Here is a 15,228-nt window from a genome sequence, read left to right on the forward strand (position 1 = left end):
AGGATGGCATCATGAACAGCGCACCCGAGCAGACCACCGCCGACGACGAGTTCCTGTGGCTCGAGGACATCTACGGCGAGCGCCCGCTCGAGTGGGTGCGCTCGCAGAACGCGGTCACCGAGGGAATGCTCATCGATCCGGGTTTCCTCACGCTTGAGGGCGGGGTGCTCGAGGTCCTGGACTCCACCGACCGGATCCCGATGGTCGCCAAGCGCGGCGACCACTACTACAACTTCTGGCGCGATGCCGCCCACCCCAAGGGCCTGTGGCGGCGCACCAGCTGGGAGAGCTACCGCACCGAGGACCCGGAGTGGGAGATCCTGCTCGACGTCGATGCGCTGAGCGCGTCCGAGGAGACCGAGTGGGTGTGGGGCGGGGCCCTCTTCCTGCGGCCCCCGGAGGGCCAGGAGTACACCCGCGCGCTGGTCGTGCTCTCCCCCGACGGCGGCGACGCCGCCCGCTACCGGGAGTACGACGTCACCACCCGGTCCTTCATCGAGGGCGGCTTCGACATCCCGACGGCGAAGAGCCGGATCAGCTGGGCAGGCCCGGATGCGCTGTACGTGGGCACGGACTTCGGTCCGGGCTCCATGACGTCGAGTTCCTACCCGCGCACCGTGCGCACCCTCACCCGGGGACAGGACCTCTCCGACGCCGAGCTCTACTTCGAGATTCCCGCCGAGCACATGATGGCGGTCGTGGTCCACGATTCGACGCCCGGGTTCGAGCGGGACATCGCCATGGACACCATCGACTTCTATTCGCACCGCACCCACGTCCGGCGCGGCGGGGAGTGGGTCCAGCTTGACCTGCCCGACGACGTCAATGTCTCGCTTCACCGCGAATGGATGGTGCTGCGGCCGCGGACCGACTGGACCGTCGCCGGCACCACGTTCCCGGCCGGATCGCTGCTCGTCATCGGCTTCGAGGACTTCCTCGCCGGCGACCGGACGCTGCGGGTGCTCTTCACTCCCGACGCATCGACGTCGCTGCAGTCCTGGAGCTGGACCCGGAACTACCTCCTGCTGAACCTGCTCCGGGATGTCTCCTCGGAGATCCTCATCCTCGACCCGGCCGACGGGTGGTCCGCGGAGTCCCTCGACGCACCGGCCCTCCACACGGTCGACGCCTATGCCGTGGACGACGAGGACGAGGAGGCAGGCAACGACTACTGGGTGGTCTCGACCGGTTTCCTCACCCCCTCGACACTCAGCCGCGGCACCATCGGCTCGGACCATCGGCCGGTGAAGGCCACCCCGTCCTTCTTCGATGAGAGCGCGTACGCCGTGGAGCAGCACTTCGCGCTGTCCGCGGACGGCACGAAGGTCCCCTACTTCCAGGTCGCGGCGAAGGACCTGGTGCTCGACGGCGGGAACCCGACGCTCCTGTCGGGCTACGGCGGCTTCGAGCACGCCCTGACCCCTGCCTATAGCGGCGTCATCGGCAGGGGCTGGCTTGAGCGCCGCACGCCGGATGGCCGCGCCGGGGTGTACGTGCTGGCGAACATCCGCGGCGGCGGCGAGTACGGCCCCGGCTGGCACGCCGCGGCGCTGCAGGAGAACCGGCACCGTGCCTACGAGGACTTCGCCGCCATCGCCCGCGACCTGGTGGAGCGTGGAGTTACCGTTCCGGCGCTGCTCGGCTGCACCGGCCGCAGCAACGGCGGCCTGCTGGTCGGCAACATGCTCACCAGCTACCCGGAACTGTTCGGCGCGATCTCCTGCGGCGTGCCGCTGCTGGACATGCGCCGCTACACCAAGCTCTCCGCCGGGTACTCCTGGATCGCCGAGTACGGCGACCCGGATCAGCCCGAGCAGTGGGAGTTCATCCGCACCTTCTCCCCGTACCACCTGCTGCGCAGCGGGGTGGACTACCCGAAGACCCTGATCTGGACTGCGACGAGCGATGACCGGGTGGGGCCGGTGCAGGCCCGGAAGATGGCGGCGCGGATGGAGGCCCTGGGCGTGAAGGACGTCTGGTTCCACGAGGCGCTTGAGGGCGGGCACGCCGGGGCCTCCGACAACCGCCAGGCCGCCCGCATGCACGTGATGAGCTACGAGTTCCTGTGGAAGGCGCTGACCGATTCCCTGTAGCAAGAAGTCCGGGCGGCCGCCGGTGTGCCGTACCGTCCAGGCGGGGCGGGACTGTTTTGCTTGTGGCTGCCCCTTCTGGGTAACCTTGGGTGGCTAGCAATAGCCGCTGGAGACGTGCCAGAGCGGCCGAATGGGCTTCACTGCTAATGAAGTGTGGGCCTAAAGCCTACCGGGGGTTCAAATCCCCCCGTCTCCGCACTACACGCAAAAGACCCCCTGGGAACAGGGGGTCTTTTGCGTTCTCCGGCCCTGCGCCCACGGTTCAGGCGCGCACGGATCAGGCGCGCAGCGCCAGCGCGAAGGGCAGCACCGCCTCGGCACCGGCCTGCCGCAGGGCCCGACCGGCCACGGTGAGGGTCCACCGGCTGTCCGCGAGGTCGTCGACCAGCAGCACGGGCCCGGGATTCGCGGCGAACCAGGCCGGGCCCTCCGCCGGCACCTGGAAGCGGTCCCACACCGAGGCGAGCCGGAAGGCGCTGTTCCCGCCGGGCCCGCCCTCGGGCCAGCCGTTGGGTGTGCCCAGCATGCCCAGGTAGGGGATCCGGCCGACCCCGGCGAGCGCCTGGGCGAGTGACCCGATCAGCTCGGGGTGCCGCCGGGAGGGCATGGCGACGACGGCGACCGGCCGGGCCTCCCAGTTCCACTGGGAAAGGACCTTGATGCACGCCTCGATGACGCCGGGCTCCAGCGGGGCATCCGGGGTGGTGTCGGCCAGCAGGGAGCGCAGCTGGGTTCCCCAACCGAGGTCGGTCATGCGCGCCAGCGACCTGCCGGGGGCACTGACCTCGTCGGGCTTCAGCTTGCCCTTCACCGGCACGCCGAGCTTGTCCATACCCGAGGGCCACTGCCCCCGCGGCTCGAGCTCGACCCCGACCCTGCTCAGGGCCTGCTGAGCGTTATCGGAGGCGTCATGGTTCACTTCGTCGGAGTACCACCGGCCGGCGCAGTTGTCGCAGCGCCCGCAGGGGGCGGCCGTCGGGTCGTCGAGGGCATGGGCGAGGAACTCCATCCGGCAGCCGGAGGTGTTCTCGTAGTCGAGCATTGAGCGCTGCTCAGCGATGCGCGCCTGCTGGATGCGGGTGTAGCGGTCGGCGTCGTAGCCCCAGGGCTGTCCGGTGCTCTCCCACCCGCCGGTGACCTTGCGGACCGCCCCGTCGACGTCGAGCACCTTCAGCAGCAGCTCGAGCGGTGACCGTTTGAGGTTGACCCGCGCCTCAAGCGCCGGCGTGGACAGCAGGGTGCCCGGCTCCAGGGCGGCGAGGACCCGCTGGGCGGCATGCTCGGAGGGCATCGAGGCGGTGGCGAAGTACTCCCAGATGTCACGGTCCTCGGGCCCGGGCAGCAGCAGCACATCCGCGTTCGGGGTGCCGCGCCCGGCGCGGCCCACCTGCTGGTAGTAGGCCACCGGCGAGGAGGGCGCACCGAGGTGGACGACGAATCCGAGGTCGGGCTTGTCGAAGCCCATCCCGAGGGCGCTGGTGGCGATCAGCGCCTTGACCTCGTTGTTCTTCAGGGCCGCTTCGGCCGCCTCCCGGTCCGCCGGGTCGGTGCGGCCGGTGTAGGCCCGCACGGGGTGGCCGTTCTCCCGCAGCAGGCGGGCGGTGTCTTCGGCCGCCGAGACGGTGAGGGTGTAGATGATGCCGCTGCCGGGCAGGTCGTCGAGGTGGGTGAGCAGCCAGGCCAGGCGCGAGCGGGGGCTGGGCAGGCGCAGCACGCCCAGGCGCAGGGAATCCCTCGAGAGCCTGCCGCGCAGCGTGAAGACCTCGGTGCCGCCGGTGCCCAACTGCTCCTCGACGTCGTGCACCACCCGGGTGTTCGCGGTGGCCGTGGTGGCAAGCACCGGCACTCCCTGCGGAAGGGTTCCAATGAGATCGCGCAGGCGGCGGTAGTCGGGGCGGAAGTCATGGCCCCAGTCCGAGATGCAGTGGGCCTCATCGATCACCAGGAGTCCGGTGCGCCGGATCAGTTCGGGAAGCTGCCGTTCCCGGAAGGCGGGGTTGTTCAGCCGCTCGGGTGAGACCAGCAGGACGTCGACCTGGTTCGCCTCGAGCCGCGCCGTCACCTCCTGCCACTCCGTCTGGTTGGCCGAGTTGATCGCCTCGGCGCGGACGCCGGCCCGGGCGGCGGCGGCCACCTGGTCGCGCATCAGGGCGAGCAGCGGGGACACGATGAGGGTGGGCCCGGCCCCGCGCGAGCGCAGCAGCAGGCTCGCCACAAAGTAGACGGCGGACTTGCCCCAGCCGGTGCGCTGGACCACCAGGGCGCGGCGGCCGCCCTCTACCAGCGCCTGGATCGCCTCGAACTGTCCGTCGTGGAAGCGGGCATCCTCACGGCCCACGAGGGTGCGGAGAATTGCTGTCGCCTGGTCATACAGGGTGATCGTGTCGGCCATGGGCCAAGTATTCCAGCCGCCACCCCCGGAAAAGGACCGACGGCCGGTATCTGCACAACCCTGGTGAGGGGCGGCGGGTGTGCCGATAGACTTCGGGCGTGAACACTTCCTCGGATCTCTCAGCGTCCTTCAAGGCCTACGACGTGCGCGGCATCGTCGGGGAGACAATCACCGTCGAAACGGTCACGGCGGTCGGTGCGGCCTTCGTGGATTCTCTCGGCCTCGCGGGACAGACCGTCCTCGTCGGCGGTGACATGCGGCCCTCCTCCCCCGAGTTCTGCACTGCCTTCGCCAAGGGCGCCACCCGGCGCGGGGCCGACGTCCTGCTGCTCGACCTGATTTCCACGGACGAGCTGTACTTCGCCAGCGGGATGCTCAACGCGGCCGGGGTGACCTTCACCGCAAGCCACAACCCCGCCCAGTACAACGGGATGAAGATGACCCGCCCGGGCGCCGTCCCGGTCTCCTCGGAGACGGGCCTGTACGAGGTGCAGGCCCTCGCCGAGCAGTACCTCGACCGCGGCTTCATCCCCGCCGTCGAGAAGCCAGGGCGGATCGGCGTCCGCGACGTCCTTGAGGAGTACTCACGGTTCCTGCGCGCGCAGGTCGACCTCTCCGCCTCGCGTCCGCTCAAGGTGGTGGTCGACGCCGGGAACGGGATGGCCGGGCTGACCACCCCCGCCGTGCTCGGGGACAAGCTGCTGCCGGCCCTGCCGCTTGAGATTTTCCCGCTCTACTTCGAGCTCGACGGGACCTTCCCGAACCACCCCGCGAACCCGCTGGAACCGGAAAACCTGAGGGACCTGCAGGCCGCCGTGGTCGAGCACGGGGCCGACATCGGCCTGGCGTTCGACGGCGACGCCGACCGCTGCTTCGTCATCGACGAGAAGGGCGAGCCGGTCTCACCGAGCGCCATCACCGCGATGGTCGCCCGGCGCGAGATCGCGCGGGCCCGGGCCAACGGCGAAGAGACTCCCGTTATCATCCACAACCTGATCACCTCACGCGCCGTCCCGGAACTTGTCCTCCGCGAAGGCGGCCGGCCGGTCCGCACCCGGGTCGGCCATTCCTTCATCAAGGCGCTCATGGCCGAGGAGGGCGCGGTGTTCGGCGGAGAACATTCCGCCCACTACTACTTCCGCGACTTTTGGTTCGCCGACACCGGAATGCTCGCCGCCATGCACGTTCTGGCGGCCCTTGGCGAGCAGGACGGCCCGCTGTCCGAGCTGGGCCGCGAGTACGAACCGTATTTCTCCACGGGCGAGGTCAACTCCAAGGTTGCCGATGTGCCCGCGGCCATCGCCCGCGTCCGTGCCGAGTTCGAGAACGACGGCGTCAGCGTCGACACGCTCGACGGCGTCACCTTCACTGCCTCCTCCGGGAAGTGGTGGTTCAATCTGCGCCCTTCAAACACCGAGCCCTATCTTCGGCTCAACGCCGAAGCCGTGGATCCGGAAACGCTCCACGATCTCGCCGACCGGGTCCTGGCCCTGGTCCGCCGCTGAACCGGCGGCAACCGGAAGCGGACGGCCCTCAGGCGGCCGCTCCGCACCCCTGATGGAGACACCCATGAGCAACCTTGAACTCGATCCAACGCCCGTTGTGTGCAGCAGCGGGGACGACGCGCGCGGCCGCGTCGACATCCTGCTCCCGCGCGAGGTCCCGCTCGGAGGTCCCCGGGCCATGGGCGTGCGGCGCACGCTGCCCCAGCGGGACCGCTCACTGATCGGAGCCTGGTGCTTCCTTGACCACTACGGGCCCGAGCCGGTGCGCGAAGGGGGCGGGATGTCGGTCCCCCCGCACCCTCACACCGGGCTCCAGACCGTGAGCTGGCTCTTCGCCGGCGAGATCGAGCACCGCGACAGCGCCGCCAATCACGCGTTCATCCGGCCGGGCGAGCTGAACCTCATGACCGCCGGGTCGGGGATCTCCCACTCGGAGGTGGCGACCTCCGCGGCCCCGGTGATGCACGGCGTCCAGCTGTGGCTGGCCCTCCCCGACGCCTTTCGGCACACCGAGCGCGGCTTCGAGCACTACGCCCCGGAACCGGTCTCCGGCGACGGCTACACGCTCTCGGTGTTCCTGGGGAGCCTCGGCGGGTCCACCTCACCGGTCACCACCTACTCGCCCCTGCTGGGCGCCGAGCTCCAGCTCGCGGCCGGGCGGAAGGTCTCCTTCGACGTTTCCCCGAAATTCGAGCACGGCATCCTCCTCGACAGCGGAAGCCTAGAGGTCAACGGCACGCCGGTCGCGGCCGGCGAGCTCGCCTACCTCGCCTCCGGGGAGGCAGCCGTGGAGATTACCGCTACGGCAGATGGGCCGGTCCGGATGCTCCTCATCGGCGGGGAACCGTTCGGCGAGGACATTGTAATGTGGTGGAACTTCGTCGGCCGGACCCACGAGGAGATCGTGGAGTTCCGGGCCGCGTGGACTGGCGAAATCGAGCCCGGCGCGGCGCCCCCGGACGGCGCACCGCGCTTCGGCCTTCCCGGGGACAGCGGGCTGCGGCCCCTGCCAGCGCCGGCACTTCCCAACGCGCGCCTGCGCCCTCGGCAGAGGGACGGCGGGCGGCGGAACTCCTGAGTCCTGCGGGACTCCTCACCTAGTCTCATGCTTGTAATTTGCTTAAATCGTGAGAACTGGATAGCCTTGGATGCAGTTTCAGCTGCCTCCTGTGTGCGGCGGGACGCAGGGATCCCCGTACCGGCCCGGATTCCGAAATCTGCGGGCACCCCGAGATGCATCTGGGCCGCCACCGCTGCAGCCGCACCTATCCACCCCACCCAAGGAGTACCCCCATGGCAACCATCGACATCACCGAGGCAAGCTTCCCCGAGACCATCGAGAACAACGACATCGTGTTCGTCGATTTCTGGGCCGACTGGTGCGCGCCCTGCCGGCAGTTCGCGCCCGTCTACGACGCCGCTTCGCAGCAGCACGACGACGTCGTCTTCGCCAAGGTCGACACCGAGGCCGAGCGCTCCCTGGCCGCAGCCGCAGGGATCACCTCGATCCCGACCTTGATGGCGTTCCGCGAGAACGTGCTTGTCTTCTCCCAGCCCGGGGCGCTGAACTCCTCGCAGTTCTCCGAACTGGTCGACGCCGTCAAGGGCCTGGACATGAAGGCCGTCCACGAGCAGGTCGCCCAACAGCAGTCAGCCGAGCAGAACGCCAACTGACCCGAGGGCATCCCCGCCGGTCATTAGAACACGAAGCCCCCGCCTCCTAGGAGGAGACGGGGGCTTCGCTGTGTTCAGCTCAGCTCAGCTGGAAGCGTTCCTTGAGTTCGGCCAGCTGGCCACGCAGCTCATCGGGCAGGGATTCGCCGAAGCGGTCGTACCACTCCTCGATTCCCTTGAGTTCCGCGGCCCATTCGGCGGAGTCGACGTGGACGGCAGCCTCCACCTCCGCCGGCGTCATGTCCAGCCCGGTCAGGTCGAGGGCATCAGGGGTGGGCACAAACCCGATCGGAGTCTCGATCGCGTCGGCGGTTCCCTCGATGCGCTCGATGACCCACTTGAGCACCCGGGAGTTGTCCCCGAATCCGGGCCAGGCGAATCCGCCGTCGGCCGTGCGCCGGAACCAGTTGACGAGGAAGATCTTGGGCAGCCGCGCCTGGTCGGCCTTCGAACTCAGCGTGATCCAGTGCTTCAGGTAGTCTCCGGCGTCGTAACCGATGAAGGGGAGCATGGCCATCGGATCACGGCGCACCAGGCCCACCTCCCCGGCGGCCGCCGCCGTGGTCTCGGAGGAGAGCGTCGAGCCCATGAAGATTCCGTTTGCCCAGTCGCGCGACTGGGTGACCAACGGCACGGTGGTCTTACGCCGGCCACCGAAGAGGATCGCCGAAAGTTCGACGCCATCGGGCCGGTAGTATTCCTCGGCCAGCATGTCGATCTGGTCGATGGGGGTGCAGAACCGGGAGTTGGGGTGGGCCGCGGGCACTCCGGACTCGGGTGTCCAGTCGTTGCCCCGCCAGTCAGTGAGGTGCGCCGGGGTCTCGTCGGTCATACCCTCCCACCAAACGCCGCCGTCGTCGGTGAGGGCGACATTGGTGAAGATCGAGTTGCCCTTGGCGATGGCGCGCATTGCGTTCGGGTTGGTTCCCCAGCCGGTGCCCGGCGCGACGCCGAACAGGCCGGCCTCGGGGTTGACCGCCCGCAGTTCGCCCTCCTTGCCGAAGCGCATCCAGGTGATGTCGTCGCCGAGGGTTTCGACCTTCCAGCCCTCGATGGTGGGGTCGAGGAGTGCGAGGTTCGTCTTTCCGCACGCCGAGGGGAAGGCTGCCGACAGGTAGTAGCTCTTGTTCTGCGGAGAGGTGAGCTTGAGGATCAGCATGTGCTCGGCCAGCCATCCCTCGTCCCGGGCCATGACCGAGGCGATCCGGAGGGAGTAGCACTTCTTGCCCAGCAGGGCGTTGCCGCCGTAGCCGGAGCCGAAGGACCAGATCGAACGCTCCTCCGGGAAGTGGACAATCCACTTGTTGTCGTTGCAGGGCCAGGGGACATCCGTTTCACCCTCGGCCAGCGGCGCGCCCAGGGAGTGAAGCGCGGGGACAAAGTCTGCGTCGAGCTCGGTCATGCGGTTCAGCACGTCCGTGCCGATCCGGGCCATGATGCGCATCGAGGCCACCACGTAGGCGCTGTCGGTGATCTCCACCCCGAACTTGGGATCCTCGGCGTCAAGGTGGCCCATCACGAACGGGATCACATACATCGTCCGGCCGCGCATCGAACCGTTGAAGAGGGTGCGCAGCTTGCCCTTCATTTCCGCCGGGTCCATCCAGTTATTGGTGAAGCCGGCCTCACGCTCGTCCTTGGAGCAGATGAAGGTCTGCTCCTCGACCCGGGCCACGTCCTTCGGATCGGAGAACGCGGCAAAGGAGTTGGGGAAGGTGTCGGGATTGAGCCGGACCAGTGTCCCGGCTTCAACGAGCTCGTCAGTGAGGCGGGTGTTCTCGGCCTCGGATCCATCCACCCAGTACACGCGGTCGGGCTGGGTGAGCTCGGCGGTTTCGGCGACCCAGGCGAGCAGGCGGGCGTGGGTGGTCGGCGCGGCGGCGCCGTCCGTGGCCGAAGCGGCGTGCCGGTCCGAGCCGGCACCTCCCTGGTGACCCTGATCCTGCTGGCGCACGGGATTGCCCATTAGTCTTCCCTCCGTTGGGTGCGAGATGTGCTTCGATGCTAAAGGCGCCCAACGGGCCGTCCGGGGCCTTTTTTCGTCGCCGCCCCGAGACCCGGCGACGAAAAACCCTGAAATGGCGCGGATCACCAAAAGTTCCCACCGAGGTTATGTGATTAAGGTCACATAGACCGGTCTAGCTAAAACGATGCCTCCGGCGCAATTAGGCGGTACCGCGATTTGCCTGTAAAGTTGTCTACGGCCAAACAGCCACCCGGCAGGACAAGCAGCGTCACCGCTGAACTGCCCGCCGGATGCGTGCGTAGCTCAACGGATAGAGCATCTGACTACGGATCAGAAGGTTGGGGGTTCGAATCCCTTCGCGCGCACTGGAGAACCAAGCGCAAGACGTAAAAAGCCCCGGTCATCGGCCGGGGCTTTTCCGTGCCCTCCGGCGGCACGCACTCCCCGACCGTAATTTATCCCCCGCTGCAGGCCTCGCCATTGCCTTGCCCACAAGCAGGTGCAAAGCTCTGCACATGAGCGAAGCACAGGAAACCGATGTCATCGTTATTGGGGCCGGATCCTCGGGCGAGAACGTCGCCGGAAGGGTGGTGGCCGCCGGACTGAGCTCGGTGCTCATCGAATCCGAGCTTGTAGGCGGGGAGTGTTCCTACTGGGCATGCATGCCCTCCAAGGCCCTGCTGCGCTCCGGGACCGTCCTCAACCGCGCCCGCGAGGTCTCAGGGGCCAAGGAGGCCGTCACGGGGAAGCTCGACGCACAGCAGGTCCTCGAGCGGCGGACCCGCATGACCAACAACTGGGACGACACCTCCCAGGTGGACTGGGTGAACGGCGCCGGCATCACGCTGCTGCGCGGCTCGGCCCGCGTCTCGGGCGAGCGCACGGTTGAGGTGCAAATGGACGGCGAGACCACCACTGTCACCGCCCGCCACGCCGTGGTCTTCGCGACCGGCTCGACGCCGAACGTTCCGCCCGTGGAAGGCCTCGCCGGCCTCGACTACTGGGGAACCCGGGAAGCCACCTCGGCCAAGGAGGTGCCTGAACGCCTCGTGGTCCTCGGCGGCGGCGTCTCCGGGGTGGAACTCGCGCAGGCGTACGCCCGGCTCGGCTCCCGGGTTACCGTGGTGGCCCGGCACAAGCTCCTCAGCAACTACCCGCCGGAGGGGGTCAAACTCGTCGAGAAGGGCCTGCGGCGGGACAACGTGGAGATTCTGACCGACACCGCTACGGAGTCCGTGCGGCTCGACGACGACGGCCGGTTCGTCCTGACCCTTGCCGGCAACCGGCACGCGACCGGGGACAAGCTGCTCGTCTCCACCGGCAGGACCGCCAATACGAGGGGCCTTGGCCTCGAGGAACTCGGGCTGGATCCGAAGACACTGACCTTCGACCCCACCGGGCGGGCCGTGGACGGGCCCACCTGGCTCTATGCGGTAGGGGACGCCGCCGGACAGGTACTGCTCACCCACCAGGGCAAATACGAGGCCCGGGTCACCGCCGACGCGATCGTGGCTCGGGCCGCGGGCACGCTGGGCGATACGGCCGAGGAGTGGAGCAAGTACACCTCAACGGCCAACAAGTACGCCGTCCCCCAGGTGGTGTTCACCGATCCGGAGATCGCCATGGTCGGGCGGACGGCCGAGGCTGCGCAGGCCGACGGCCTCCGGGTGTCCGAGACCTCGCTGCCCATCAATGTCGCCGGAACCTCGATCCACTCCGACAAGTACACCGGCTGGGCAACGATGGTCGTCGATGAGGACCGCAAGGTGATCGTCGGCGTCGCCTTCACCGGGCCCGATGTGGCCGAACTGCTGCACTCGGCGACCATCGCCGTCGTCGGGGAGGTCCCCCTGGACCGGCTGTGGCATGCCGTGCCGCCGTACCCCACGGTCAGTGAGGTGTGGCTGCGGCTGCTTGAGAAGTACGGCCTGTAGGACCTACCAGCTGGCGGAGTGCGCCCGCCGCACCACAAAGTCCGTCACGGCGGCGTCCCGCCCGTCGAGTTCGGCCCAGTCGCGGTCATGCTCGAGAACTGTCAGGCCCGCTGTGGGGTAGTGCGTGGCCATCTCCATCACGGCGTCCTCATTGGAATCCACCGAGGCTAGGCGCATCGCCAGATCCTGCACGCCGGGCATGTGGGCCACCACGAGCAGGCTCGTCACCGTTGAAGGCACCGCGTTGATCAGCGCGAGGATCTCAACCGCCCGTGCCGCGTAAAGCCCCTCCTCGAGCTTGGGGGTCGGCCCCTTGTCTCCCAGCTCCTTGCTGACCCAGGTGCACGTCTGCCGGGCCCGCAGGGCCGTGGAGCACAGGATCAGGTCGGGGACGGCGTCGTTCTCCACCATCCAGCGCCCGGCCAGCGGCGCATCGAGGTGCCCGCGCGTGCTGAGCGAACGCTCGTGGTCGGCCACTCCGGCCCCCCACTCCGCCTTCGCGTGGCGCAGCAGCATGAGCCGTTTCAGGTGATGGGATGCCATATGCCGAATTCTATCGGCCTCCCGGACCGGGAGGCCGGGTGCGGGCTTCCGGTCCGCCTAGATGGAGTATTCGGGTGCTGCCCAGACGATGACCTCGGGGTGGTCGTAGAACCGGTACCCCTGGCCGCGTACGGTGCGGACGGTGTTCGCTAGGCGTCCGAGCTTTGAGCGCAGCCGGCGGATGTGGACGTCGATCGTGCGCTCGTTGGGCACCTCGTCGGCGTTGCGCCACAGCCCGCTCAGCAGTTCCTCGCGGCACACGGTGCGGGCACCGTTCTCCACGAGGTAGTTGAGGAGCTCGAATTCCTTGAAGGTGAGGTTCAGGGCCTGCCCGTCGAGGTGTACCTCGCGGCGCGAGAGGTCGATCAGCACCCCGGTGGGCCGGGGCGCGGAGGCGTGGGGATGCACGCCGTGGTGGTCGGGGCGGGGACGGCGGACGGTTGGGTCACCGAGGGCCGCACGGACGACGTCGATGTCCGAACCCGGCGCGTCGGCCGGCGCGAGCGCCACGGCTGCATGGCTTTCAGCAGTGGGTACCAGCGACCGGACGTAGGACCGCACATCCTGGGCGAGCCGGGAGAGGGTGGTGCCGTTGGCGGCGGCCGTCTCCTCGTCGAGCGCGACGTACAGGACGAATCCCCGGGCACTGGTGTCCCCGGTGACGGCCTGCGGCCCGGGAACGCCGTTGGGCGTGACCACGGGGGTGGGCGCAGTCATCGGATGCGCCTCGGAGCCGACGGCCTGGAGCGGCCGGTACGACGGCGGGGCGGTAGATGCGCCGGGGCCGTACGGGTAGCCCGTGCCGTATTGCGGCCTGGATGCGCCGCGGTTCTGCTGGGTGCGGAGGGAGATGTGGACGTAGCCCGAAGTTACTGACATGAAAACAACCTCAAAGTGGGTCGCCGTCGTAACGGCGCGAATGCTTGGGGGGAAGCCTGGCCCGGACGAAGCTGGGGTGGTGCCCGCCGTGGACCGGTGATGCAGAAACAGGTTGGGGTAGATCTGTTACGCGTGCATTCGACAACAGCGCGATCCCGCAACGGACGCGGTATCCGCAGCGGCAACTGCGGCTGCAGATGCTGTTGAGTTGGTGTTCACAGGAGAGATTATTGCACGTCACATTGTGTTACGCGCAAGTAACAAAGGCCCTAATTCCGCGGAATGGCGCGGATTTAGGCGGGTCAACGCGACCTAAAGTCAGCCGACGACGCCGTACAGGCGGTCGCCGGCGTCGCCCAGACCCGGGACGATATAGGACTTGTCGTTGAGTTTCTCGTCTATCGAGGCAAGTACAATCGTGACATTTTTGTCCTCGAGTTCCTCCTTCAGAGCCGCGAGGCCTTCGGGGGCGGCGAGCAGGCAGATGCACGTGACGTCGGCGGCTCCGCGCTTGAACAGGAACTTGATCGCCTCGCGCAGCGTGCCGCCGGTGGCCAGCATCGGATCGAGCACGAAGACCTGCCGTCCGGTGAGGTCATCGGGCAGCCGCTCGGCGTAGGTGATCGCCTCGAGGGTCTCCTCATTGCGGGCCATGCCCAGGAAGCCGACCTCCGCCGTGGGCACGAGCCGGGTCATGCCTTCGAGCATGCCGAGCCCGGCGCGGAGGATGGGGACCACCAGCGGGGTCGGCTTGACCAGCCCAATGCCGACCGCGGTCTCGACCGGGGTCTCGACCCGCACGGGTTCGACCCGCACCTCCCGGGTGGCCTCATAGGCGAGGAGGGTGACGAGTTCCTCGGTCAGCAGCCGGAACACCGGCGACGACGTGTTCTTATCGCGGAGAACGGTCAGTTTGTGGGCCACAAGGGGATGGTCGACTACCAGTACGCGCATAGGTCAAAAGTACCATTGGGAGCATGACCCTCCCTTCGGCAGGTGCCGCCTCCGAGCACGAGCGGTGGATGGGCCTCGCCCTGGCCGCGGCCGGGCGGACGGGCCTGGCCGCCGACGCCGGCAGCGCCGACGTGCCGATCGGCGCCGTCGTCGTCGACCCGGACGGCACCGTGGTCGGCATTGGGTGGAACCAGCGCGAGGAACTGGGCGACCCGACCGCCCACGCGGAGGTTCAGGCGATCCGGCAGGCCGCCGGGGTGCTGGGAAGCTGGCGGCTCGAGGGCTGCACGCTGGTGGTGACCCTGGAGCCGTGCGCCATGTGTGCGGGGGCCTCGGTGCTCGCCCGGATCCCTCGCGTCGTCTTCGGCGCCTGGGATCCCAAGGCCGGGGCCTCCGGATCGGTGTTCGACGTGCTGCGCGAGCGGCGGCTGAACCACTGGACCGAGGTCTTCCCGGGCGTGCGCGAAGCCGAATGCGCCGCATTGCTCAAGGACTTTTTTGCCGCTCACCGCCCGGGTGCCGCCGACGCGCGCTGATGCCTAGGCTGGAAGTTCAGCACAGTAGTTTCAGCGCAGAAGGTTCAGCGCAGCCGAGAAGCGAAGGAGCACCAATGGATACCCAGCAGGAAGGCATCCAGGAACTGCGGAAGATCCTGGATAAGGCCGACATCGCCATCCTCACCACGACCAACGCGCAGGGGCAGCTGGTCAGCCGCCCGCTGGCGGTGCACGGCAAGGACTTCGACGGCGACTTGTGGTTCTTCACGGAGGACCCCTCGCCGAAGGCCGACGAGATTCGGGCCAATCCGCAGGTGAACGTCTCGATCAGCACGGGGAAGGGCTACCTCTCGATCGCCGGCACCGCCTCCCTGACCCGCGACCAGGCGAAGATCGACGAGCTGTGGGGGCCTTCGGTGTCGGCGTGGTTCGAGAACGGCAGGGACGATCCCGCCGTCGCCCTGATCAAGGTCGACGCCGACACCGCCGAGTACTGGTCGATGGACGCCCCGCGGGTCGTTTCGGCGGTCAAGATGGTGAAGGGGCTTGTTACCGGAAGCAAGCCGGACGTGGGGAAGAACGAGGTCATCGACCTCTGACGGCCGCGTCGTTCGGCCTGCGCGGCGCCGGGTTTTGGGTTCGGGCCCCTCAACCCGGTAAAGTAGCGGCGTTGGTGACGTGTCCGAGCGGCCGAAGGTGCAACACTCGAAATGTTGTTTGGTGTAAAAGCCAACGTGGGTTCAAATCCCACCGTCACCGCCAGCGAAAACCCCCGGTAACCCGGGGGTTTT

Annotated in this window: 12 protein-coding genes and 3 tRNA genes; 10 read left to right on the forward strand and 5 right to left on the reverse strand. The window is 68.2% G+C overall.

The window, feature by feature from the left end; translation table 11 throughout:
- The first annotated feature begins 11 nt into the window (after window positions 1-11).
- Window positions 12-2,093, forward strand: coding sequence for a prolyl oligopeptidase family serine peptidase (locus GVV86_RS04805; RefSeq protein ID WP_159801720.1), 2,082 nt, complete (start codon window positions 12-14; stop codon window positions 2,091-2,093).
- Window positions 2,094-2,201: 108 nt separating this feature from the next.
- A tRNA-Ser gene (locus GVV86_RS04810) sits at window positions 2,202-2,289 on the forward strand.
- Between the two features lie 81 nt (window positions 2,290-2,370).
- On the opposite strand, the gene GVV86_RS04815 is transcribed toward GVV86_RS04810, so the two are convergent.
- Window positions 2,371-4,485: a RecQ family ATP-dependent DNA helicase gene (locus GVV86_RS04815; RefSeq protein ID WP_159801722.1), complete on the reverse strand. Its 2,115-nt coding sequence runs from the start codon at window positions 4,483-4,485 to the stop codon at window positions 2,371-2,373.
- 98 nt (window positions 4,486-4,583) lie between these two features.
- On the opposite strand from GVV86_RS04815, the gene GVV86_RS04820 reads away from it, so the two are divergent.
- The 3 genes from GVV86_RS04820 (at window position 4,584) to GVV86_RS04830 (ending at window position 7,664) form a co-directional block, all read left to right on the forward strand.
- The gene (locus GVV86_RS04820; RefSeq protein ID WP_159801724.1) at window positions 4,584-5,990 is read left to right on the forward strand and encodes a phosphomannomutase/phosphoglucomutase; all 1,407 of its coding nucleotides are present in this window, start codon (window positions 4,584-4,586) and stop codon (window positions 5,988-5,990) included.
- Between the two features lie 64 nt (window positions 5,991-6,054).
- Window positions 6,055-7,068 (forward strand): pirin family protein, encoded by a 1,014-nt coding sequence (locus GVV86_RS04825; RefSeq protein ID WP_159801726.1) that lies wholly within the window; start codon window positions 6,055-6,057, stop codon window positions 7,066-7,068.
- Window positions 7,069-7,283: 215 nt separating this feature from the next.
- The gene (locus GVV86_RS04830; RefSeq protein WP_159617120.1) at window positions 7,284-7,664 is read left to right on the forward strand and encodes a thioredoxin family protein; all 381 of its coding nucleotides are present in this window, start codon (window positions 7,284-7,286) and stop codon (window positions 7,662-7,664) included.
- 79 nt (window positions 7,665-7,743) lie between these two features.
- Here GVV86_RS04830 and GVV86_RS04835 read toward each other — a convergent pair whose 3' ends face one another.
- The gene (locus tag GVV86_RS04835) at window positions 7,744-9,630 is read right to left on the reverse strand and encodes a phosphoenolpyruvate carboxykinase (GTP) (protein ID WP_159801728.1); all 1,887 of its coding nucleotides are present in this window, start codon (window positions 9,628-9,630) and stop codon (window positions 7,744-7,746) included.
- A gap of 292 nt (window positions 9,631-9,922) precedes the next feature.
- Here GVV86_RS04835 and GVV86_RS04840 point away from each other — a divergent pair.
- Both GVV86_RS04840 and GVV86_RS04845 read left to right on the forward strand, forming a co-directional pair.
- Window positions 9,923-9,995 (forward strand) — tRNA-Arg (locus GVV86_RS04840).
- Between the two features lie 150 nt (window positions 9,996-10,145).
- Window positions 10,146-11,564, forward strand: coding sequence for a dihydrolipoyl dehydrogenase family protein (locus GVV86_RS04845; RefSeq protein ID WP_159801730.1), 1,419 nt, complete (start codon window positions 10,146-10,148; stop codon window positions 11,562-11,564).
- Between the two features lie 3 nt (window positions 11,565-11,567).
- Here GVV86_RS04845 and GVV86_RS04850 read toward each other — a convergent pair whose 3' ends face one another.
- From GVV86_RS04850 to upp, 3 genes are all read right to left on the reverse strand, one after another.
- On the reverse strand, window positions 11,568-12,107 hold the full coding sequence (locus tag GVV86_RS04850; protein WP_159801732.1) for a SixA phosphatase family protein: 540 nt from the start codon (window positions 12,105-12,107) through the stop codon (window positions 11,568-11,570).
- Window positions 12,108-12,164: 57 nt separating this feature from the next.
- On the reverse strand, window positions 12,165-12,986 hold the full coding sequence (locus GVV86_RS04855; RefSeq protein ID WP_159617128.1) for a winged helix-turn-helix domain-containing protein: 822 nt from the start codon (window positions 12,984-12,986) through the stop codon (window positions 12,165-12,167).
- Between the two features lie 318 nt (window positions 12,987-13,304).
- A complete protein-coding gene (gene upp, locus GVV86_RS04860; RefSeq protein WP_159617130.1) occupies window positions 13,305-13,940 on the reverse strand; it encodes a uracil phosphoribosyltransferase in 636 nt (211 codons plus the stop codon).
- Between the two features lie 23 nt (window positions 13,941-13,963).
- Between upp and GVV86_RS04865 the strand changes: the two genes are divergently transcribed.
- The 3 genes from GVV86_RS04865 to GVV86_RS04875 all read left to right on the forward strand — a co-directional run bounded on the left by GVV86_RS04865 (window position 13,964) and on the right by GVV86_RS04875 (window position 15,199).
- Window positions 13,964-14,476, forward strand: a complete 513-nt coding sequence (locus tag GVV86_RS04865; RefSeq protein WP_201291363.1) for a nucleoside deaminase — start codon at window positions 13,964-13,966, stop codon at window positions 14,474-14,476.
- Between the two features lie 74 nt (window positions 14,477-14,550).
- Entirely contained in the window at window positions 14,551-15,036 is a 486-nt protein-coding gene (locus tag GVV86_RS04870) for a pyridoxamine 5'-phosphate oxidase family protein (RefSeq protein WP_159801734.1), read from the forward strand.
- Window positions 15,037-15,109: 73 nt separating this feature from the next.
- A tRNA-Ser gene (locus tag GVV86_RS04875) sits at window positions 15,110-15,199 on the forward strand.
- Window positions 15,200-15,228: the final 29 nt, after the last annotated feature.

The organism is Arthrobacter zhaoguopingii (assembly GCF_009828595.1).
Lineage (GTDB): Bacteria > Actinomycetota > Actinomycetes > Actinomycetales > Micrococcaceae > Arthrobacter_D > Arthrobacter_D zhaoguopingii.